Source organism: Acidobacteriaceae bacterium, from assembly GCA_028283655.1.
Lineage (GTDB): Bacteria > Acidobacteriota > Terriglobia > Terriglobales > Acidobacteriaceae > Granulicella.
Genome location: JAPWKE010000003.1, coordinates 733,476 through 754,315, shown reverse-complemented (window position 1 = coordinate 754,315; position 20,840 = coordinate 733,476). Strand labels below are relative to the sequence as shown.

Below are 20,840 nucleotides of genomic sequence, written 5' to 3'. Positions count from 1 at the left end.
TCGTTATTTAGCGCGTGACGCCGCTCTGCTGACGTACGCGCTCCATCACCGGGTTCATGCGCTCCACCGCCTCTGCCAGCACGGAGGTAGGCTGCAAGGTGGTGATACGCAGGTAGTCGCTCCACGCCTGGCCAAACGCCGTGCCCGGGAAGATGAGGACACGAGCGTGCTTGAGCATCAGGTAGCAAAGCTCCAAAGCACGCATACCGGTAGAGGAGCTGTCCGCCCAGAAGAAGAAGCCTCCGCGCGGCTCGCCAAAGGAAAGCCCCATCTGCTTGAGGCCTGCACCGAGCAGATCACGCCGCTCGATGTAGACCTCGCGGAAGTCGCGAACGCATTGGTCATCGGAAAGAGCTGCAGCCAGTGCTGCTCGCTGGCTGAGTGCGGCCACGGGCCCCGTCGTGTGCGACTTGATGCGACCCATCGCTTCGATCGCTTCCTTCGCCGCGAGGATGTAGCCCACGCGCCAGCCGGTCATCGCATAGGCCTTGGAGAAGCCCGAGATCGTGATGACACGATCCGCGAGTCCCGGTTCCCCGGCGATGCTGGTGTGCCGGAACGGGCTCCAGACAAACTTGCCGTAGATCTCATCCGAGACGATGACGAAGTTGTGCTTGCGCGCCAACTCAGCCAGTCCTTGTGCGCTCTCCGGTGTCAGAATGCCGCCGGTCGGGTTGCTGGGCGTGACCAGAAGCAACGCCTTGGTGCGCGGCGTGATGCGCTTCTCCACTTCAGCCGGATCGAGATCGAAGCCGTCCTTGGCAAACGTCGGAACGCTGACGCTCGTTGCCCCCGTATGCTCAATCGCCTGATCGTACGAGGTGTAGCGTGGGTCCGGGACAAGGATCTCGTCGCCGGGGTTGAGCAGCAGCGTCATCACCAGGAAGAGAGCTTCCTGGCCACCCGTTGTGATGAGTACGTTCTCCGGCCCAATCGAGCTCGCATGGTCGCGCACCGCGTTGCGCGCAACCGCTTCACGCAACGCAGGAAGACCGAGGACCGGAGCCACAGGCAGAGGACCTTCGCCGAGTGCTTTCCGCGCGGCTTCCACGATGAACTGTGGCGTGTCCATGTCCGGGTCCCCACGGCCCAGGGCGATGGCGTCGGGAATCGACTTCGACAGCTCCATCAGCGCGTAGCGCAGCTTGGTTCCATCAAGAGACTGGATTTCGGCTAGTTCGTTCATTGGGCCTCCATGGCAGCGAGCATCGCCCACTGCGAAAGGTTGGTCGAGCAGATGGTGAGCGCCTGCTTGAAGTCACGCAGGCCTGCAGAGAAACCACCCGCAGCAACCAGATACCCCATCTGCCAGGCGGGGTCGCCCAACTGGCCGATGGTGATCGTTCGCTCGGAGAAGCCTCCGACCTGCGACGGGTGGAAGGACGCACCCTCTTCATCGACTTCGAAGAGCACGATGGCGTCCGGCGCAACCTTTGCCAGCGTTGCACGCAAAACGTTTTCCTTCAGACTGCTGGCGAGGTACACCAGCTTCGCCTCTTCAGGAGAGGATGTCAGCGTGGCGCGGCGCATACAGGCCGCACCGGCAATGAGTTCCTGCAGCGACTCCGAAGCCCAGACCCCGGCGCCTGCTTCAAGAAGCTGCTGCAGCGCCACAAAACGCGCCTCCACAGCACCGCAGGTGACGACAACAGAAGCTTTCGCATCGACCGTCAGCGAGAACCGCTTCTGCAGCAACGCGCTGACCTTCTGACGCAAGGGCAGAATGCCCGGGCGATCCGTGTAGTGCGTCTCACCGCGCGACAACGCCTCCGAGGCGGCCTGCGCCATAATCTTCCACTGATTTGCCACAACGTCGTCGTTGGGCAAAACCGCCTGCAATGCGCCTAGTTCTTCGACGCACTTCGAAAATTCCACGACAAATGCCATTTCCCGCGTCCTTTCTATCCGGTTCACCAAGCCTTGGCTGAGGATAGACATACAGCTACTTTTGTATAATTGTTATACAACATGCGACGCCTCTTTATCTTCGGGAACCAGGCAAGTCAGTCGGCTGGGGCTGGTTTCCGCCAGATAAAGGCAGCCGCTGGCGGGGTCTCCAGCGAGCCCGTGGGCTCCATTCAAAACAGGACGGCAGCGCGAAATTCGTTCCCCGGTAAGGCTCAAAAGGCTCAGCGAAGGAACCGCATCCGTGACGAAAAGCTGCCTGCCATCGCTCCAGACCGACTGTGGACGGAAGAACCCGCCCCACACGTCGACCAGCTTTCCTTCGAGACTGAAGACCTGCAGGCGGTGATTTTCGCGATCGACAACGACCACGTGCTGCTGATCGAGCGGGCAGACGGAGTGCGGCGTCAGAAACTTCCCAGGCTGCGTGCCGAGTTTGCCGAAGGAGCGCAGACGTTCGCCATCCGGCGCAAAGATGTGAACAGTGGCGTTGCCATAGCCGTCGGCAACCACCATCTCCCCGCCAGGCATGAAGGCGATGTCCGTGGGATGGCTGAACGGTTCGCCCGGCCTGTGGCGTGTGCCGAGCGAGCTTTTGTATTGGCCTTCAGCACTATAACGACGCACCTCATGCGCGTCACGGTCCACGACAAAGACGTCATCGTTTGCCGGATGGCACACCAGCATGTGCGCATCGGCAATCTCTTCTCCCCACGCGCGAACACGGCTGCCATCCAGTGCCAGTTCGACCACAGCCGCAGCCTGGGGAGTCAGCAAAGGGTCGCGCCGCAGCAGCACAAAGATGTGCCCACGCGAGTTCACCGCAACGTCCGAAACGCTGCCCTGCTCCACTCCCGGCACATCGCCAAACGGACGCTCCACCCGGTAACGCTTCTCACCCAGCCGAACCCACAACTCTTCCATAACACCCTCTTCCTTTCTACGAACAAGCCCCCTAGGAGCCACAATGTTTGACCTTACGATTCGACGCGGAACCGTGGTAACGCCCGATGCCATCGTGACCTGCGACCTCGGTATTCGCGATGGACAGATTGCCGCCATCGAAGCCTCTCTCCCAGCCGGTCAACAGGACGTTGATGCTTCGGGTCTGCTGGTGCTTCCCGGCGGCGTTGACTCGCATGTACATGTCGACCAGGCGTTCTCCTCTGGCGCACAGATCGCCGATGACTTCGCCAGCGGAAGCGCTTCGGCACTGGCAGGCGGCACGACGACGTTTCTGTCGTTCATCATGCAGCCGCGCGGAGGCTCGCTGAAGAACGCTGCCGCACACTCGCATGAGCTTTCGCAGCGTTCGCGCTGCGACCACAGCTTCCACCTCACCATCACCGATCCCACGCCCGAAGTGCTCGAACGAGAACTGCCCGAACTGATCGCCGCAGGCCATCGCTCCATCAAGATCTTCATGGCGAACGCCAGCACGCGCATGACCGACGCACAGATTCTGCCCGTGCTGGACGCCGCACGTAAATACGGGGCGCTGGTCTGCGTACACGCCGAGCATCATGAGTTGATCGACTGGCTGACCCAACGACTGCTCGCCCAGGGCATTACCGCGCCACACGCTCTCACGCTCGCCAAGCCGATGATCGTGGAGCGCGAAGCCACGCACCGCGTCATCGCGCTGGCCGAGGCTTTGGATACGCCACTGCAGATCTTCCACGTCTCTGGACAGGGCTCTGCGGAAGAAGTAGCGCGCGCTCAGGGCCGCGGTGTCAAAGTCTGGGCCGAAACCTGCTCGCAGTATCTCGTGCTGACCGCCGACGACCTCAACCGTCCCGGTATGGAAGGCGCCAAGTTCATGTTCGCGCCGCCGGCACGCACGGCGGAGGATCAGCAAGACCTCTGGCAGCGCATTCAGGATGGAACGATCACCGTCGTCTCCTCCGACCACTCGCCACTCAACTTCCACGGGACCGAAGGCAAGATGTTCGCTGGCCCCGACGCGCCGTTCTCCAAAATCCCCAACGGCATCCCCGGCCTCGCAGCCAGGCTGCCGATCGTCTACACGCGCGGTGTCCACGAGGGCCGCATCCAGCTTCGAAAGTTTGTCGACCTGGTCAGCAGCAACCCCGCCAAGCTCTTTGGTCTGTACCCCCAGAAAGGTGCTATTGCCGTCGGCAGTGACGCCGATCTCGTACTGTGGGACGCCACCGCAAAGCGCACGCTGGCCAACGCCCACATGCACCACGGTCCCGACCACACACCCTACGAAGGCCTCGAAACTGTTGGCATTCCGAAGAGCGTTTACCTGCGAGGTCAACTCGCCTTTCAGGACGATCTCGTGCTCAGCCAGCCGGGCACAGGGCGCTTCATCGCTCGCCAACCGTACGAGTACATCGAGCCGACGGGCCACTTCCCCGCAGGCTTCAATCCGTATGCGTGAGCGGCTGAACGACAACGTCGATTGACAATCAGTCGCGATCATTATTAGTTTGTTATACAGTTATACCTTTCTCACGCCAACCGCATACAAGAGGGTTCCGTCACTGATGTCTACTCAATCCCCCGTCACCGATCCGATGATCGGTATGCAGATTTCCCCTATCAGCTTCATCGATGAAGGCGTGGACGCGTGCCTGAACACGTTGCAGAACCGGGTAGGCGCGAATGCGCTGATGATCGGAACGATCTCCTGGCTGGGGCTGAAGGTCGGACGCCGCATCTCGGCCGAGCTCGAAGGTTGGCCTGACCACGGAGTTGCCGCGCCGTACACGATGCAGGGCGGTTCGTACATCAAACCACGTCCCGAGTACTACACGAACACGCTGATCAAGCAGTTCGCTTCGAGCGACCCGGAACTCGCAGGCCAGGACATCCTCGACCTCGTGATCCCCGAGGCGAAGAAGCGCGGGATGAAGGTCATCCCCGAGTTCATGGAACCGCTCTTCAAGTACGCGGGCCACGGCTCGGCGGCTGCGGTGCTCATCCCGAACATGCCGCAGTGCATGGAGATCGATCTCTTTGGCCGCATCGCGGGCGAGCCTTGCACCTCGAACCCCGACTATCGTCGCTGGTGGCACGGCATCATCGAAGAGCACTGCCGCAACTACGATATCGACGGCATCATGTGGTGCAACGAGCGCAACTCTCCGCTCGATCGCATGATGCAGGGGCAGGCTCCGGGCTGCTTCTGCTCGCAGTGCCGCAAGGAAGCCGCAGAGCGCAACATCGATGTCGAGCGCACGAAGCTCGCCTTCATGCCCGTCTACGAGTTCTTCCAAAAGGTCTGCGCAGGCGAGACCTTCGTCGACGGTGCGTTCATCGAGTTCCTCCGCGTTCTGCTCGCGAATCCCGAAGTGCTCGTCTGGGAGAAGTTCTGGCTTGAGCGCAGCAAGGACCTCGACCGCGAACTCTACGGCATCGTGAAGTGGTGCAACCCCGCCCTCATCTTTGGTCTGAACGTCTGGAACCGCAATCACTTCAACCCCATCCGCAAGGCGCAGTGGCCGTGGCTTGAGCAGACGACCTATTGCGACTGGGTCAAGCCGATCACCTACCAACATCAGGCAGGCGAGGTCTTCATCCGCGAAATGAACTACTTCGGCAGCACGCTGTTGCGCGACTTCACGCGCGAAGAGTTCGTGCCCACGATGTACGCTCTGCTCGGCATGAACGAAGCGCCTGCGAACGAAGTGATCGCGGCAGGGATGGATCCCGACACCTACGTCTTCGGCCAGTGCGCCGATGCCGTGCGTGGCGTGCAAGGCAAGGTGCCGGTCTACATGGGCATCGGCGTCGACGCTCCGCGCATTCTCGCCGAGCAAGCGATCTGCACACCGGACACGGTCTATCGCAGCGTGCACGCGACCTTTCGCGCTGGCGGCAAGGGTCTCGTCTACTCGCCGAACTACGCAGGCATGAACCTCAGCAATCTCGATGGCGGCGCACGCGCGCTGGAAGAACTCGGCTACAAGCCCAAGAACTAAAGGAGAATCAACATGCCCGAAGCAGCAGCCTGGCGCTTTCAAAAGATCACCGCGCCGATCATGGATATCCCCGTGGAGCACAAGGTCCTCGTCGGCCGCGTCCTCACCGCCGTCGGCGACGAAGTCATCGAAAACGGCGTCGTCGAAATCAAGGACGGCGTAATCGTTGCTGTCGGCAAAGCCTCCGACCGCGCCGATCTCGATGCTGCCTACGTCGTGAAGACGAACGGCACGATGATCCCCGGCATGTTCAACAGCCACGCGCACCTCGCGTGGGACGGTGTGCACGACCTCGCTCGTCAAGCGCTCGATGATACGCCCGAGATCAGTGCCTACAAGTCTGCAACGAACATGCTGAAGAGCCTTCGTGCAGGCATCACCACCGTGCGCGACCTCGGCATGAACCAATCGAACTTCGCAGCCAAGCAAGCCGTCGCACAAGGCATCTTCCCCGGCCCTCGCCTACTCATCTGCGGCGAAGCGATCGTGCAAACAGGCGGCCACACCTACTGGTGCTGCCGTGAAGCCTCCGGCGCTGACGAGATGCGTCGCGCTGTGCGCGAACAGGTTCGCGGCGGTGCCGACCTCATCAAGATCATGGCCTCGCACGATCTGCATGAGTTCACCGATGAAGAGCTCGAAGCAGTGATCGACGAGACGCATCGCAACGGTCTTCCCATCACCGCACACGCGACCTTTGACTCCATCATCAACCGCGTCGTGAAGTTCGGCATCGATGTCGTCGAGCACGGTGGGTCGCTCTCGGACGAGACGATCGCTCTGCTGCTTGAGCGCAAAGTCCCCATCGTCACGACCTTCGCACCCATTGTGCAGCAGAGCGTTCCCGAGATCGCACGCAAGTTCAACGTGCCCGACTGGAAATTAGCAGAACGCCAGAAGGCCGTGGCCGACAAATCTCGCTATGAAGGTCTGAAGAAGGCTGCTGAAGCTGGCGTGCCCATCGTCTTCGGCACTGACGCAGGCAGCCCCGCCGTTGGCCACGAAGTCGTCTCGCCCGAGATGCAGTTCATGGTGAAGGTCGGCGTCATGAAGGACAACTACGCCGCCATTCGCAGCGCCACCATCGTGGCCGCGAAGATGAACAAGCTCGACAGCAAGCTCGGCACGCTCGAAGCAGGCAAGCTCGCTGACGTTGTCGTCGTCGACGGCAACCCGCTCGAAGATCTGAAAGCACTCGATAAGGTCACGATGACCTTCCTGGAAGGAAAGCGCCTGGTATGAGCACGAACCCCGCACAGAATCCCCTCATGAAGGCGCTCGCAGCGCGCATCAACGAAGAAGACACCTCCTACCGCACCAAGATGGTGGAGATCGCCGCGAAGCTGCAGGACGTCATCGCGATGGGTCGCGGAGATCCAGACTTCCGCACGCCCGAGCACATCGCCGAAGCCGCACGCCAGGCCATCACCGACGACCGCACGCACTACACGCATCCCGCTGGCATCCCTGAGCTGCGCGAAGCCGTGTCGTCGATGCTCAAGGCCGAGTACAAGCTCGACTACTCAACCGAAGAGATCATCGTCACCGCAGGCGTGCAGGAAGCCATGATGCTCTGCATGCTCGCGCTCATCAACGAAGGCGATGAAGTCCTCATCCCCTCGCCGCGCTTCACCTCGTACGACACAGCTGTGCACATGCTCGGCGGCAAGATCGTACCGGTGCCCACGCGCGAAGAGCACAACTTCGCGCTGATGCCCGCTGACGTAGAAGCACGCATCACGTCGCGCTCCAAGGTGCTCGTGCTCGTCACGCCCAACAACCCGACCGGCGCTGTCACCGAGCCCGAGCAGGTGCGCGAACTCGCAGAGATCGCGAAGAAGCATAACCTCATCGTCATCTCCGACGAGATCTACGCGAAGATCATCTTCGACGGCAGCGAACATCTCTCCATCGGCTCACTGCCCGGCATGAAGGAACGCACCATCACGCTCAATGGCTTCTCGAAGAGCTATGCGATGACCGGCTTCCGCGTCGGCTACCTCGCTGCTCCTGCGGATTTCGTGCAGATGCTCATCGAGCCGCGCCACACGCTCAGCATCAACGCAACGACGCCGTCGCAGTGGGCCGCGCTCGCCGCACTCACCGGCCCGCAGGATGACTCCGTCGCCATGTTCGAAGCCTACCGCGATCGCCGCGATTTCATGATGAAGGCGCTCGACGAAATCGGCTTCACCTACGGTCATCCCGGCGGCGCGTTCTACATCTACGCGAATGTCGAGAACTCCGGCCTCGCCGCACCGGAGTTCTGCGAACTGCTGCTGCGCGAGTGCCGCGTACTGCTCTTCCCCGGCACGCTCTTCGGTGACGACGACAACCGCTACGTCCGCATGAGTCTGCTGCAACCCATCGAACGCATGAAGGAAGCCATGGAGCGCATCAGCGCAGCGAAGGAGCGTCTCTTTGTCAACGCAAAGTAACGCTTCACACCAGCTGCTGCTGATCGGGCTAGGCACGCGCGGCCGCATGTGGACACGCGTCATCGACGCATCACCGAACGCCCGTATCGCCGCCGCCGTGGACCCTCACGCACCGACACGTGAGGAGTTCGCTGCAGCGCATCCCGACGTGCCCGTCTTCGCCACACATCAGGAAGCACTCGGCGCAGGCATCACCTTCACCGCGGCCGTGCTCGTCACGCCGCCAGACGGCCACCTGCAGCAATGCACCGACCTCTTCGACGCAGGTCTTCCCATCCTCGCCGAGAAGCCGCTCACGCTCGATCTCGCAGAGTCCGCACGCATCCTCGAACTCGCTGAAGAGCACAAGCTCGCGCTCTCCGTCGGCTTGAACTTCCGCTACCTGCCGGTGCATCAGAAGTATCGCGAGTTGCTGACCAGCGAGTTCCTCGGCACCGTTGGCTTTGGTGAGTTTATCTATCGTCGTCATCGCGACGGCCGTCGTCCGGGCATCAACAAATATCCGCTCACGATGGAGCAGCCGATGATGCTCGAGCAGAGCATCCACCACCTCGACCTCATTCGCTTCTGCTATGGCCGCGAAGTCGAAAGCATCATGTGCCGCACGTGGAACCCCGCGTGGAGCATGTACGCTGACGACGCTAACGTCCACGCTCTGCTGACGCTTGAGGGCGGTATCGCCATCAACTACTTCGGCACCTGGTCCGGTGGCTGGAACGTCCCAGGCTTCGAGTGGCGCACCGACTGTGAAGGCGGCGTCTTCGTGCAACGCGAGCTCTTCTCTGACCTCGCTTATGCCAAGACCACTGACACCGAACTCACACCGGTAGAGATCGCGGACGCTGAAGCCTTCTATGATGACAGCGCTGCCTTACTCATCGACTTCCTCAACGCACTCGACAACAACCTGCCCGCACCGTGTGATGGGCGTGATCATCTTCGCACCCTTGCACTCTGCTTTGCAGGTATCGAAAGCTCAAGGACCGGCAACGCCGTGGTGATGCAGGAGTACTTCCAACGTAACGGTCTACAGGCTCTTCTTCGCTAACTCTTTTGCACGAACTCGCTCTACGTTTGTGCTGGCATGATCGAATAAGCGAGAGCAACGCAGGAGAGCCCATGGAAGAACAAAGGAACGAGTACCAACTCTTTGAAAACCGCCTCAAAACGCTTCTACCGGAAGAGTACCGGGAGCGTTATGAGGCGGTGCAGCCAACTTCCATGGGCTCTGCCGGTCTGAAGTATGGCACCGATGGGCGTGTCGCATGGAATGACATTTGGGGTTCCTTCTGTGATCTCGCTATGGCTGGCGGCCCTCCACACCGAGGCAAGCTACTTGAGCCCGCAACCAAACCTGAGATCGATCTCGAGCCCGCGCTCTACCGCGAGGTAGTGAAGGAACTCTGTCGCGGTATCTCGATGGTGACGAGATTGATTGCCGAACCGTCGACCGTGCCGGGATGGATCCACGTGGACTGTCCGGGGGTGACGATGGCTGCGTGGCTTGCTCGCGCGATCAACATGGAAAATGTTTCCGCCCACTGCCAAGGGATGGTTCTTCACCTCCCAGCAGGCCCACACTTCCGGCTGGAAAAGGAAGTCAAGAACGTCATTACGTCCATCGCGAAGACCACGCATTACTGGTCACAGCACACATCGTCGGCTCAGCACCGGGCGGTCGCGAATCTTCTGGCGATGATGGACGAAGAGTCGCCGTTCATCCAGGCACCTTTCTCCCTGCAAGAGATCGATGCTCCTGATGCTGAAACGCTGCGCGCCACAATTGCCGCTGAACTTCAGTCACAGACCGGCCTTGTCTGCCAGGGAATGGAGTACCGCGGCTGGCTGGGCATCGACTGCCAAAGCGCTGGCTCTGCGATATGGATGATGCGGTTGGTCGTGGCCAACAACGTGATTTGCCGCCGAGAAGGCGACTCGATTTATGTCCCCGTCAACCCAGTCGCGGACCCCGCAGGAGCAAGGGTGCTCAGCGTGGTTAAGGGCATGTACTCGCTCGCCAAAGCTGAAGAATTGCTTTCGTAAGCGCATCGCCTAACCCCATCTCGACCAAGAAGAATGCACTCCCCTGCTCGTTACATGTAGCTACGGAAGCGCAGCAGGCTTCAGTTACAGGATTTCGGACGACCGCTTCTGCGCAGCTTCCGGTGTGAGATGCGTCTCGCTAAGACCGTTCCCATCAAAACGCCTGCACTGCGAGCGTCCCTCTTCGCCCACCGCAACAAACTCTCCAGTCACAGAAGCTTCAGGGATACGTCCGCCAAACCAGTGGGGATCCTCTCGCTGTGCTCAGGTAACAAGAGCAATCACGGAGTCAACGCCATAGTTCGCAACTTGCGCGACAGAACCGCGAGGGTGAGGTCGCGGTTGTGGATTCTATCCATTGATAGGTGTGCAGCTTCTGCTCCTTCATCGCGGTCGCACCAGGCTCCTCATGATCTAGAACACTTCGTTGGAGCAAAAGATTCTCGAAGCGCCCGCAGCTAGACACATCACGACAAATGGAAAGGACATGCGGACAAACGCGAAGGCTGCCTTTAGGCATCCTTCGCGTTTGTAAGTAGCTATTCGTTTGTCATCCGCCAATAAGCCAACCTCATTGGCTTATTACTAGTGAATCGTGATCGGCAATGCCAGAGTCGCCACATTGCCGGACGAATCGAGTACCTGCACTCCCAGCGAGGTCGCAAGGCTGACACTCACCGTATTTGCGGATGAGGCTGAGGGCATAAACGTCGAGTCGCCACTGTAGCTTCCGGTCAGTGTGTGCGTTCCGATCGAAAGAGTTGACACAGTCAGCGATGCCTTTCCGCCAACCACTGGAGCAGAGCCAAGAGGTGTTGCTCCGTCGTAAAACAGAACCGTTCCACTCGGCGCTCCAGAGTTGGAAACCGGGACAAGCGTTGCAGTCATCGTCAGGCTGCTACCAAAGCCAATTTTTGTTGCAGAGACCGACAACTGATTGGTTACAGCAGGCGAAGTGCTCGCCGCCTGAGAGCCAGCGCATCCGCTCAACGTTGCGATGCCAAGCAGAAGCACCGCCATGCTTGCGAGAGAACGAGTGCGGGCCCACCGCTTACGCCGCCCCAGAAAGAGAGCCATACCTGTCAGGAGTGCCATGGAAATTTCCTTCCCTGGTCCGTGCTGATCTTGCAACGGCAGAGTGTTTTTGACGACTGCGCTGTGAAGGTTGTTAGCAGTCAACGTCAAGGTGTAGGACATCGATCCGTCAGCGTTCTGCACCGGATTTGTAAACTGGCAGCTTATGCCACCGATGGTGATTGCCGGGCAGGAGAGCGAAAGAACGGCAGGATTGACCGCCGCGCCCGTGCTTGACGCAACCGTGATCGTGACCGAACCGTGAGAGGTATCGCTGAGTGCGATATCAATCGACGGCGCGCTCGTCGTGACTACGTAGAAAGGCACGAACGCCACGTTCACCGTCTGGCTGCTCGCAGACAGATAGTTGGAGTCGCCCACATACGAAGCCACGATCACGTTGTTCCCACCCGCCAGCATCGAATCCTGCACAAGGAACGAAGCCTGAGCCCAGGAGTTGCCGCTGCTGGTGTCCAACAGCGCCGACAAGGCAGTGGAACCAAGTAGTTTGCCTGTGGTCTGGTTTGTGAACACAATCGCTCCAGTCGGGTTGAGCGCCAGGCTGCTTGCCTGTACCTTCACCACTATGGTGGAGCTGTGCTGAGCTTGCACCGTTACTGCGCTTGCGATTGCGGTCATCGTTGTAGCAGCCTTTGCGACAACGAACGACGTTGGTTGTGAGGAGCTAGCTCCGAAGGAAGCATCGCCACCATAAGACGCATAGAGTTGGTGCGATCCAGGCGTCAATGTGTCGAAGCTTACCTGTGCCGTGCCATTGCTGAGCACGCCAGAAGCAATCGCCAGCGTGGAGCCATCGCTTTCCGTAGAGAGCATGGCAACTGTTCCACTCGGCGTACTCGTTCCGGTTGAAGCCTTCACCGTAATCGAAGAGGGCGTGGCTGTTCCGTAGACGATGCTGGTTGGTCCAGAGATCGTATGCGATGTCAGCGTAGCTCCATCGTTCGATGTAACGGAGGCCCAATTAGAAGCGAGCAGGCCAGCGTTGAGCGAACCAAGCCCGGTAGCCATATCGTAACCAGCGGTTGCAGCGTACCCCGGTGTCGCACCGACATAGTTGTAAGAATCGATCGTGATGCAGAGCGCACCTGTGCTCGGATCAACGATGATGCCCACGGCACAGGGTTCGCTGATTGTTCCATCCACAACGTCATGGAAGATGCAGCCGCTTGTATCCGCTCCTGCACCTGACTGACAGTTTGCAGCCAGAGTCGGATTAGCAAACTGCTTGGCAGCCAAAGCATAGAGGTACTTGTTGATGTTGCCCTGTCGAGCCCCTTGCTGCTGATTCAAGAGAGCAACAATACCTGCGAACGCTGGCGAGGCAAAACTGGTTCCACCTGCGCTCAGTGTAGTCATGGTGCCACTATTGTTGACACACATGTCCGAGGTTGCCTCATCTGCCTCACAGAATGCGTAGGCAGAACCCCATAGACCTGCACCAGCAAAGAAAGAAACGTCTGGAAGGTGACGCTTGCCGGTGGCCCCAATGCTACTTACGCTTTGCTGCCATACCGGCGCGGGATGGCCACCAGTGCATGATCCCTGGGTTGACTGGTCCGAACTCGTGCACTGGCTAACACCTCCTCCACCACCCGTTGTATCCAGGAATGCGTATTCGTTGTCGCAGATCGCTCCTGAGGTAGTTTCGGTCAAACCGAAGTCAGCAGCGTGCGCCAGGAGAAGGGGGCTCACGCAGCTATCGTTCCATGCGGATTCAGGAACATAGGACTTCGCCGACTGCAACGTAGTGGGATCATTCGCAAGCGTCCAGTAACTGTTTGCGCCATCGGCATTGCCATAGAAGTCGGTTCCGCCAACAGCGGTGTTGTATTGCGTCGAAGCCATACCATTTACCTGCTGGCCATAGTCCGAGTAATACTCATTCTGATCGCAACCCACCGAGCCGGCATCACCGCTGGCAACCATGACGCTGATTCCCTGCGCTGCAGCCTGCGACCACAGGTCGTCGAAGTACTGATTGCCGGAGGCCCCCAGACCCAACTCACAAGCGCCCCAGCTTACGTCCATCACCGGACTTAAATTGTGATCGATGGCATACTCTGCAGCGACAAGGATTCCCGTCTGCGTCGCATTGGATTCAGCAATGAGAAGGTTGACCGTTGCAGCCGGTGCCATAGCACCCGCCCACTCTACGTCGAGTACCGCCTCACCTTCTGCGCCGCTGGATGCGTCCAGACCAGGGTCGGCCCCAAGGACGATCTGGCTCACCGTTGTTGCTGGCAGACCAAAAGCCTTACGGAACGCATCGACGTCGCTCTGGGCAACGTCACTCTCCGCGACGATTGCAATTGACTGCCCTGTCCCGGTAACGCCACTATTCCAGAGTGTGTTGACCCCATAGATCAAGCCAAAATCCGCGGGCCCAACGAGCGGGTAGTTTGCGCCCGAAATATTGCTGGTGAACTGCGGTGTTGTGCCCTGCACATCCTGTGCAGAACTCTTCACCGCGCCACTCTTCGCCCATCCACTGTTTGCAGTGAACTTCGCCAGGGTCGGCTTCGTGTGCAAAGGACGGAACGTCGCATTGCCAAGCGTTGCGATCCCTACAATTGCGGGAGACAACGCCGACGGCACCGACGGAACGGCACTGTTAGCAACTCGTGCTTCGCCGTGCAAGTCATAGTGGTGCATCTGCGCGCCAAACGTGTGCTCGAACTGCGCTTCTGTCGACGAGAAGGTAATTACCGTGCGGCTCTTCGAGATGGAGGAAATTGAAATTCCATTTCCCTCCAGCCACTGCGAGACGGCGGCGATATCTGCATCGCTGGCGCCAAAGCGCTCTCCAAACTGCTCCGGTGTAAGCCACTTGTGAAAGTTTGGCGACGCAGCGTTTTGCACATCGTCGAGATAGCTATTTAATGCAGCCTGGGCGTCTGACGATCGACGCAGCACGAGCTTCATATCATTCAACGGTTCTGATGCAGCCAGGCTTCCCTTGTCGACAGCCTGTCGCGCCAGTAGAGGAGTTGCTCCGTTCAAAGGTCTACGGAGCTTCGAATCTACGACGTTGCCTGACAGTCGCGGATGCGCGGTGGAAGAAGCTTGAGCCCGAAGAAAGGGCGTACCCAGGGTGGCTGCGGACAGGGCCGCAAGCGTTGCCGAGTGGCGCAACAATTTCGACATTGCAGATTTCATTCTCATATCTCTTTCTTTTCGATCCTTGGCTGAAGGTGCCTCAGCGAGCTTGCGAACAAGCCTCGCTGAGCCGGATGAAATGAAGCGAAACCCCGCATCAGTCCACATGAACTGTCACGTTGAAGGCCTTGGTCGTCGCTCCGGTGACCGCTGGGGTCGCCGTTACAACCACCGTGTAATCGCCACGGTCCGTCGTCGTGCTGTCAGACGCGCAACCGGCGAGCCCAAAGACCGTCGTCAGCGTTCCGAGAAGAAACACAGCGTGCAGCATCCGAAACGATCGACGCCGCCGAGAGAAGCAGAAAAGGAGGCAGAAGCACGAACCCGCAAGGAAGAAGTTCTTGTCGGATTTGATCGCTGCTGTCTTTGCGTTTGTGTTGATGGTGGCCGTTACCGTCGACGTTGCGTTCGGCGAGAGCATAACGCTCGTCGACGAGAAGCTGATGGTCATGTCTTTAGGCAAATTGGCCGCAGAGAGATTGACCAGGCCACTGTACGTAGAGTTTGCGGTAAGGCTGAAGGTGGTGCTCGACGTTCCTCCAGAGGAGAGCGTGACAGCACCAGAAGGAACAGTTACCGAAAAGTCCGGCGTCGTCACGGGTGCGCTTGTAACGGTCACTACCGTAGACGCGCCGATCTGGTTCGCACTGTAGTTTGTATCTCCTGAGTAAGTGGCCGTGATCTTATCCGACCCAACTGGAAGACCGCTGACATAGAGCGATGCGGTGCCTCCCTGCAGCGTTCCAGTCCCCAGCGTGTTGCCTGCCAGAGAGAACGTTACCGTTCCCAATGGTGTAGGACGATGGTCCACCGATGCCGTAATCGTAGCCGTCAGGTTGACGCCTTGCGTCGTGTTGACGGTGCTCTGATCCGCGGTCAACTGAAGGCCCGAGCCGGAGATGTTTCGCAGTACCGCGATGCTGCCAACGTAGTAGGAGAAGCTCATCAGGTCTCGTGAGCCGTCACCATCCACATCACCCGAAGCCAGGAAGCTTACGCTCGGCGGCAGGGTCAGGTTGCTCGGCGTACCGAAGGTGCCATCACCGTTGCCGAGGAGCAACTGTGTGCCCGCATTGCTGGCAGTATCACGGTCCCAGGGATAATCGACAGCAAAGACCAGATCAAGCTTGCCGTCGCCGTTGAAGTCAGCCAGATGTCCGGTGCCTCCAATGGCTCCAGCTTCGTACGTCGTAGTGCTACGTGTGAAAGTACCGTCTCCATTGTTCAGATAAACAATGACGTTGCGGTCAGTCGTCGTGATGGTATAGCCACTTACCTGACCGCCAGAAAGCAGCACTAGATCGGGCTTTCCATCGCCGTTGAGATCACCGACGAGGGCCTTGCGAATCATCAAGCCACTGACGACAGGAACGGCCTTGGTTGTGTCGAAGGTGCCACTGTTATCACCGAAGATGATCGAGGCCTGCGGAAGCACAGAGCCAAGGGTGCCGTCGTCAGAGATGAAGAGGTCGAGCTTACCATCGCCATTAAAGTCAGCGAGAGTAATACCTGCATAGGCGTAGGAGTGGCCGTAGGTTTGGTACATAGCCGGCTGGAAGGTGCCGTCGCTTTTCCCAAGGAAAGTCAGCATCGCGGCAGTTGCGTAATAGCCGCCCGGCGTTACAGCAACAATGTCCGGAATACCGTCTCCATTGATATCTCCAACAGCCACGGAACTAAGCGCAGAGGTCAGAGTTACGCCATTTGTATCGAGAAATACTGGCTCGCTGAAGGTCCCGTCGCCCTTCGAAAGACTCACCGCCAGCGTGAAGTTATAGGTGTATGCGGCGGGCGTGGTGTAGGCCTCGAGCACAAGGTCCTCAAGACCGTCGCCATTGAAATCGTGAGAGGCCATGACACTCGCTACCGTGTAACTGCCATGCGTCGCGGCAAGTGCTGTTATCAGATTGAATCCGCCCTTGCCATTGCTGAGTGCCGTACGGAGGTAATACGGTCCAAGGCCATAGGTATCCAGCGTGATCAGATCCGCACGACCATCGCCATTGGTATCGAACATGGCTTCGCCGTACAGATGGCCAGGGTCGTACCCCAGTTGATTGTCAGCAGGCAGCCCGACGGGCCCTTGAAACTCGCCGCCACCCTGACCTGCCATTAGCACAGCACGGTTATAACCGTTCGAACCTGTGTCCATGTAGAGAAGGTCTGGAACTCCGTCACCGGTGAAGTCGTCGTAGACCATATTGAAGCCGGGCGAATTGGAGGTGCCGCCGGAGTTCGAATTCGAGACGGTGTAGTACGTGGACGCTTTACCAAAGCTGCCGTTCCCCAAGCCTGGCAGTACTTCGAGCGTATCGATATCCTTCACAATAAGGTCTGGGTAGCCATCGCCGTTTATATCCGACTCAACGACCGTTTCAGGCAGGATGGAGAAGGCCGGGCTTGCCGTCACGACTGCAGGAAAGCTTCCATCCGATGCGCCCAGAGCGGTATAGATGTAGCCATCTCCGAAATACACCGTGAGATCAGGAACGCCATCATTATTCAGATCGGCAACGCTAAGACCACCGTTGTTGGTATTGGCATAAATACTGGCAGAGATAAAATCCTGCTGGGTATAGGGAGTTCCCTGAAACGTGCCATCGCCATTCAACCCCAGGGCAAATACGGTCGCTCCGTTAACACCCTGACCGTTCAGCGAGAGAGCCTCAATGTAAAGCGCCTTGTGCCCTGCATTGGTACCGATCAGAGCACCGCGGTTCGGGATAACAATCTCAGCGCCTTCGAACGTATACGTCGTGACGATAGGTGTGGTGTTGAAGTCACCGCTGCTATTGCCCGCATACACCTGGACCTGGGTCGTCGTATTGCCGGTCGAGTAGCTATAGGTGTCGATAAACGTGATGAGATCGTCAACACCATCGCCCGTCGCATCTCCAAGCAGGAGCGCAGCCGTACTGTAGTCGCTAGGCAGCGTAATGTACTTTGCCAGCGTGAACGTGCCGTCGTGATTGTTGTGGAAGAACGTCAGACGATAGTCCGAGTTATCGCGCGCGATTACATCCGGATAACCGTCGTTGTCGTAATCGTGAACAACCGCATCGATATATCCGGTGTAGTAAGAACCGGTTACGGATCCGCTGCTATTGACCGGAGCCGCAAACGTACCGTCCCCATTGTTCGAAAGCAGATGCAGTTGGGCCTTGCTGTCGATCGTCAACAGGTCCTTGCTGCCGTGCTTCATGAAATCTGCCGACAGCGTGACCATCGTGTCGATTCCACTTGTCACCGTCGGCTGTGTCGGGAACGAAGCTGCATCCAGAAAGCCCGAAAAGCCTCCCGCAGTGTTCCCAGGAGGAGGCGCATTCGGCGAAGGATCAATCTTCTGCCCTTGAGCCAGAGGAGCGACGCTCTTGCTCACAACCGTCGACAGCTTTGACTGGGGGGCAGCAGGATGACATAGAACAACCGGAGCGCCGTTCGCCAACTCACCCGTTGCATGTTGATGAGCAATCTGAGACATCGAAAGGCAGTGATCCGCCGAGGAGGAGGAGGTCGCTGCCGTAGCCAGTGCCGGGACTGTTTTGAGAGCGCGCAGCTTCGCGCCCGAAGCGGTTACCTGCGCGTCCGCGACACCATAACGGCCATAGGCCAGCAAGCACATGGTTGTCAGTAGGCATGGTTTCGCCCACCGTCCAAATTGAAGTTGCAATTTCATCGTCTCCTCCAGGGAGGTACGGGAAGACCTCCTCCCAAAAGGAGAGGCCCCATTCCATACCCACGGGTCTGCTTTTTCGTGAAAGCGGTGCGCTGCTCAGGACTTGCAACTCGTTACAAATCCATCAATTGCTCTATGAAGATGACGCAACCATATCCCGCCACGAGAAGATTCCCAAGGCGCAAACTCTTGCCTTATTCTTCTTTTTTCATACTGGAGCAACACTCCTGCAATGAGACAGATACAGGCTTCATCTAGAGCCAGGCTGCCTCAAAAGAAAGAGTCCTGACTCACTCCCACACGCTGTGCCAGGCATGTCGGCCGAGCGGAGATGGCACAGTCAGCCCCATCCTCTTCACCAGCATCTGGTAGCGGGGGTCATGGTGAAGAACAGCGTAGGCGGGGTCCACTGCAATCTGCAGGGCCGCCCGATCATGACGTTCGATCTGCGAGTTAAGAGCTGCGATGGCACTGTCGTTCTGACCTGCGTACACGAACCACTCCGAAGGAACCAGATCGTTGTGTCCGGTCCGCCACTGCTTGCCCGATTCGATGACTTTGAGGCGCAGCTCCGCATAGGCTTTCATGCCGCCGCTTTGGAGAGCACGCATTCCCATATCTTCCTGCTCCAACCGGTCGGAGTCCTTGTCGAGTTCGGCCATCGTGCGCCACTCCTCCACAGCCTGCGTATATTGGCCGTTGTACCAGTAGCTCCAGCCGATCTGCAGATGGGTAAGGCTTGCCCTGGGGTCACGTTCAAGAAGCTGGGTGCCCACAGCAAGGCTCCTCTCAGGCTGTCCTGCCGTGGAGTAGATGAACATGGCCGCAAGATAAGGGGACTTCCAGACCGGATCCAGCGCATGTGCCAGATTCACCTCTTGAATGCTCTCCTCATAGTGACCTTCAACGCAAAGCAGGTCAGCAAGCCAGACATGGTATTGGCTATGGGCGGGGTCCAGTTCAATAGCTCGGCGGTACTGCTCCTCCGCGTGGGCAAAATCCCAATCGTGGTGGTAAGCGATGCTCCCAAGTTCGGCGTAGCCTTCGGCAATCTGTGGGTCGAGGTCGAGGGCCTTCTGCGCCATCTTTCGAGCCTGCTGGTAGTTCTGGTCCACGCCTACTGAGTTATGCTCTGCCATCGCGATCAACGTAGCAGCCAGCCCGGAGTACGCCCTGGCAAAGTGCGGATCAATCTCAAGGGTGTGGCGAAACTCAGAGGCAGCCAACGTCCAGGAATCGTTGTTCCACTGCCGCAGATGCTCTCGCGCCTGCAGAAAGGTCGTGTAGGCCTCGGCGTTGTCCGTGCTGCCAAGCGCAGGCCCCTCCCCTGCATTCGAGTACTTGAGCGCATCCAGCAAATCCTTCTGCGCCTGCTCGCGCAACATCAGAATCTGCTTCTGGTCCACCTCATACTTGAAGGTCGCCAGGTGGGTGGCATCTTTGCCGCGAGCCAGCTCCAACTCCAGCGTGACATGCCCCTGATGCACGCTCAGTTTGCCAAACAGCAGGACATCCGCCTGTAGCGCCAGCATCGCCTTGCGATCGTCAGCGTCCACATGCGTGCCATGTGCTGCATTGACGCGAAGGTGCGGCATCTGCGCCAAGGCATCTGTCAAATCCAGCCGAAAGCTTTCTGCCAGGCCCTCCGCGTTGTCCCCTTCCGCCTCAAACGGAGCAATGCCTATGCGTAGATTCTTGGCGCTATCACTTTGCGGCCCTGCTCCACCGTGGAAGTGCCACCATCCCACACCCGCCGCGCAGAGGAAAAGGAGGCAAACCAACGCCAGCCACAGGAGTGAAATACGCGGCAAACTCCGCCCGGAGACAGGCACACCCTCCGGCCTTACAGGCATGAGCACTGGCGTAACCAAAGCGGATACCGCAACTGAAGCAGCCGTCGGCAGTTCCAGAGGAGAACTCTGCTGCGTAGAGAGCACTTCCGCAGGAGCGATCTCCGGCCCCTGCGTCAGAGGAGCCACAAAACGGTATCCCCGCTTTGGTAGCGTCTCAATGTACTTTGGCGAACGAGAGTTGTCCCGCAGAACATCCCTCAGATAGCTGACCGCTTTGTTGATCGCATCATCGGATCCAAGCGCCACATTCTCAGGCCACAGCTCCGCACGCAACTGCTCCCGGGTAACAACCTCTCCTGCATGGCGAAGCAGAAGACTAAGGGTCCGCGCTGACTGAACCGGGCAGCGGATGACACGCCCACGAATGTGGAGCTCCCCCGAAAGGGGGTAGAAGAGGAACGGGTGAAAGGCATAGGCCTCTCGCGACCCCGACCTGGTGTCTTCTATTCCATTGGCCATATCAATCTTCTCAAAATACACCATCGCCTAAGCGCAGTGGTGGCACACGAAGAGGCTCGGTGCTTTGCAGCAAAGAGATCTGCACACAAAACTTGAGCAGACGTGGAAGGAAGAACAAGATGCCGGGAAATGAAGCAACGTAAAACACAAAACCCGCGCAGAGCGCGGGTTTCAGTAAAGCTTTTGGTTGCCCCCTAGGGATTCGAACCCCAATTAAGCGAGTCAGAGTCGCTGGTCCTACCATTGAACGAGAGGGCAACACAGGTTG

The 20,840-nt window shown here is 58.7% G+C and carries 12 protein-coding genes and 1 tRNA gene; 6 read left to right on the top strand and 7 right to left on the bottom strand.

Annotated elements, in window-relative coordinates; all coding sequences use genetic code 11:
• Positions 1 to 7: 7 nt before the first annotated feature.
• The 3 genes from PW792_05935 to PW792_05925 form a co-directional block, all read right to left on the bottom strand.
• Positions 8 to 1,186 (bottom strand): aminotransferase class I/II-fold pyridoxal phosphate-dependent enzyme, encoded by a 1,179-nt coding sequence (locus tag PW792_05935; GenBank protein MDE1161472.1) that lies wholly within the window; start codon positions 1,184 to 1,186, stop codon positions 8 to 10.
• Positions 1,183 to 1,887: an aminotransferase class I/II-fold pyridoxal phosphate-dependent enzyme gene (locus tag PW792_05930; GenBank protein ID MDE1161471.1), complete on the bottom strand. Its 705-nt coding sequence runs from the start codon at positions 1,885 to 1,887 to the stop codon at positions 1,183 to 1,185. The genes PW792_05935 and PW792_05930 overlap by 4 nt, the downstream gene beginning before the upstream one ends.
• A gap of 72 nt (positions 1,888 to 1,959) precedes the next feature.
• Positions 1,960 to 2,829, bottom strand: coding sequence for a hypothetical protein (locus tag PW792_05925; protein MDE1161470.1), 870 nt, complete (start codon positions 2,827 to 2,829; stop codon positions 1,960 to 1,962).
• 43 nt (positions 2,830 to 2,872) lie between these two features.
• Here PW792_05925 and hydA point away from each other — a divergent pair, with 43 nt between their 5' ends.
• From hydA to PW792_05895, 6 genes are all read left to right on the top strand, one after another.
• Positions 2,873 to 4,309, top strand: a complete 1,437-nt coding sequence (hydA, locus tag PW792_05920) for a dihydropyrimidinase (GenBank protein MDE1161469.1) — start codon at positions 2,873 to 2,875, stop codon at positions 4,307 to 4,309.
• Positions 4,310 to 4,415: 106 nt separating this feature from the next.
• A complete protein-coding gene (locus PW792_05915; protein MDE1161468.1) occupies positions 4,416 to 5,852 on the top strand; it encodes a hypothetical protein in 1,437 nt (478 codons plus the stop codon).
• Between the two features lie 12 nt (positions 5,853 to 5,864).
• Complete coding sequence (locus tag PW792_05910; protein MDE1161467.1) at positions 5,865 to 7,094, top strand: amidohydrolase family protein; 1,230 nt, start codon at positions 5,865 to 5,867, stop codon at positions 7,092 to 7,094.
• Positions 7,091 to 8,290 carry a pyridoxal phosphate-dependent aminotransferase gene (locus tag PW792_05905; GenBank protein MDE1161466.1) on the top strand — a complete coding sequence of 400 codons (1,200 nt, stop codon included), beginning with the start codon at positions 7,091 to 7,093 and terminating at the stop codon, positions 8,288 to 8,290. The genes PW792_05910 and PW792_05905 overlap by 4 nt, the downstream gene beginning before the upstream one ends.
• Entirely contained in the window at positions 8,274 to 9,338 is a 1,065-nt protein-coding gene (locus PW792_05900) for a Gfo/Idh/MocA family oxidoreductase (protein MDE1161465.1), read from the top strand. The genes PW792_05905 and PW792_05900 overlap by 17 nt, the downstream gene beginning before the upstream one ends.
• Before the next feature lie 71 nt (positions 9,339 to 9,409).
• Positions 9,410 to 10,333, top strand: coding sequence for a hypothetical protein (locus tag PW792_05895; GenBank protein ID MDE1161464.1), 924 nt, complete (start codon positions 9,410 to 9,412; stop codon positions 10,331 to 10,333).
• Positions 10,334 to 10,918: 585 nt separating this feature from the next.
• On the opposite strand, the gene PW792_05890 is transcribed toward PW792_05895, so the two are convergent.
• The 4 genes from PW792_05890 to PW792_05875 form a co-directional block, all read right to left on the bottom strand.
• Positions 10,919 to 14,572 (bottom strand): Ig-like domain repeat protein, encoded by a 3,654-nt coding sequence (locus tag PW792_05890; protein ID MDE1161463.1) that lies wholly within the window; start codon positions 14,570 to 14,572, stop codon positions 10,919 to 10,921.
• A 109-nt stretch (positions 14,573 to 14,681) separates the two neighbouring features.
• Positions 14,682 to 18,260 carry an FG-GAP-like repeat-containing protein gene (locus PW792_05885; protein MDE1161462.1) on the bottom strand — a complete coding sequence of 1,193 codons (3,579 nt, stop codon included), beginning with the start codon at positions 18,258 to 18,260 and terminating at the stop codon, positions 14,682 to 14,684.
• 290 nt (positions 18,261 to 18,550) lie between these two features.
• Positions 18,551 to 20,572, bottom strand: a complete 2,022-nt coding sequence (locus tag PW792_05880) for a winged helix-turn-helix domain-containing protein (protein ID MDE1161461.1) — start codon at positions 20,570 to 20,572, stop codon at positions 18,551 to 18,553.
• Between the two features lie 184 nt (positions 20,573 to 20,756).
• Positions 20,757 to 20,830: transfer RNA gene (locus tag PW792_05875), tRNA-Gln, on the bottom strand.
• Positions 20,831 to 20,840: the final 10 nt, after the last annotated feature.

What these genes read in the sequence shown, in the direction of transcription:
- PW792_05935 (MDE1161472.1), bottom strand. Translation starts at nt 1,186, where the DNA reads ATGAACGAACTAGCCGAAATCCAGTCTCTTGATGGAACCAAGCTGCGC.
- PW792_05930 (MDE1161471.1), bottom strand. Translation starts at nt 1,887, where the DNA reads ATGGCATTTGTCGTGGAATTTTCGAAGTGCGTCGAAGAACTAGGCGCA.
- PW792_05925 (MDE1161470.1), bottom strand. Translation starts at nt 2,829, where the DNA reads ATGGAAGAGTTGTGGGTTCGGCTGGGTGAGAAGCGTTACCGGGTGGAG.
- hydA (MDE1161469.1), top strand. Translation starts at nt 2,873, where the DNA reads ATGTTTGACCTTACGATTCGACGCGGAACCGTGGTAACGCCCGATGCC.
- PW792_05915 (MDE1161468.1), top strand. Translation starts at nt 4,416, where the DNA reads ATGTCTACTCAATCCCCCGTCACCGATCCGATGATCGGTATGCAGATT.
- PW792_05910 (MDE1161467.1), top strand. Translation starts at nt 5,865, where the DNA reads ATGCCCGAAGCAGCAGCCTGGCGCTTTCAAAAGATCACCGCGCCGATC.
- PW792_05905 (MDE1161466.1), top strand. Translation starts at nt 7,091, where the DNA reads ATGAGCACGAACCCCGCACAGAATCCCCTCATGAAGGCGCTCGCAGCG.
- PW792_05895 (MDE1161464.1), top strand. Translation starts at nt 9,410, where the DNA reads ATGGAAGAACAAAGGAACGAGTACCAACTCTTTGAAAACCGCCTCAAA.
- PW792_05890 (MDE1161463.1), bottom strand. Translation starts at nt 14,572, where the DNA reads ATGTCGAAATTGTTGCGCCACTCGGCAACGCTTGCGGCCCTGTCCGCA.
- PW792_05885 (MDE1161462.1), bottom strand. Translation starts at nt 18,260, where the DNA reads ATGAAATTGCAACTTCAATTTGGACGGTGGGCGAAACCATGCCTACTG.
- PW792_05880 (MDE1161461.1), bottom strand. Translation starts at nt 20,572, where the DNA reads ATGGCCAATGGAATAGAAGACACCAGGTCGGGGTCGCGAGAGGCCTAT.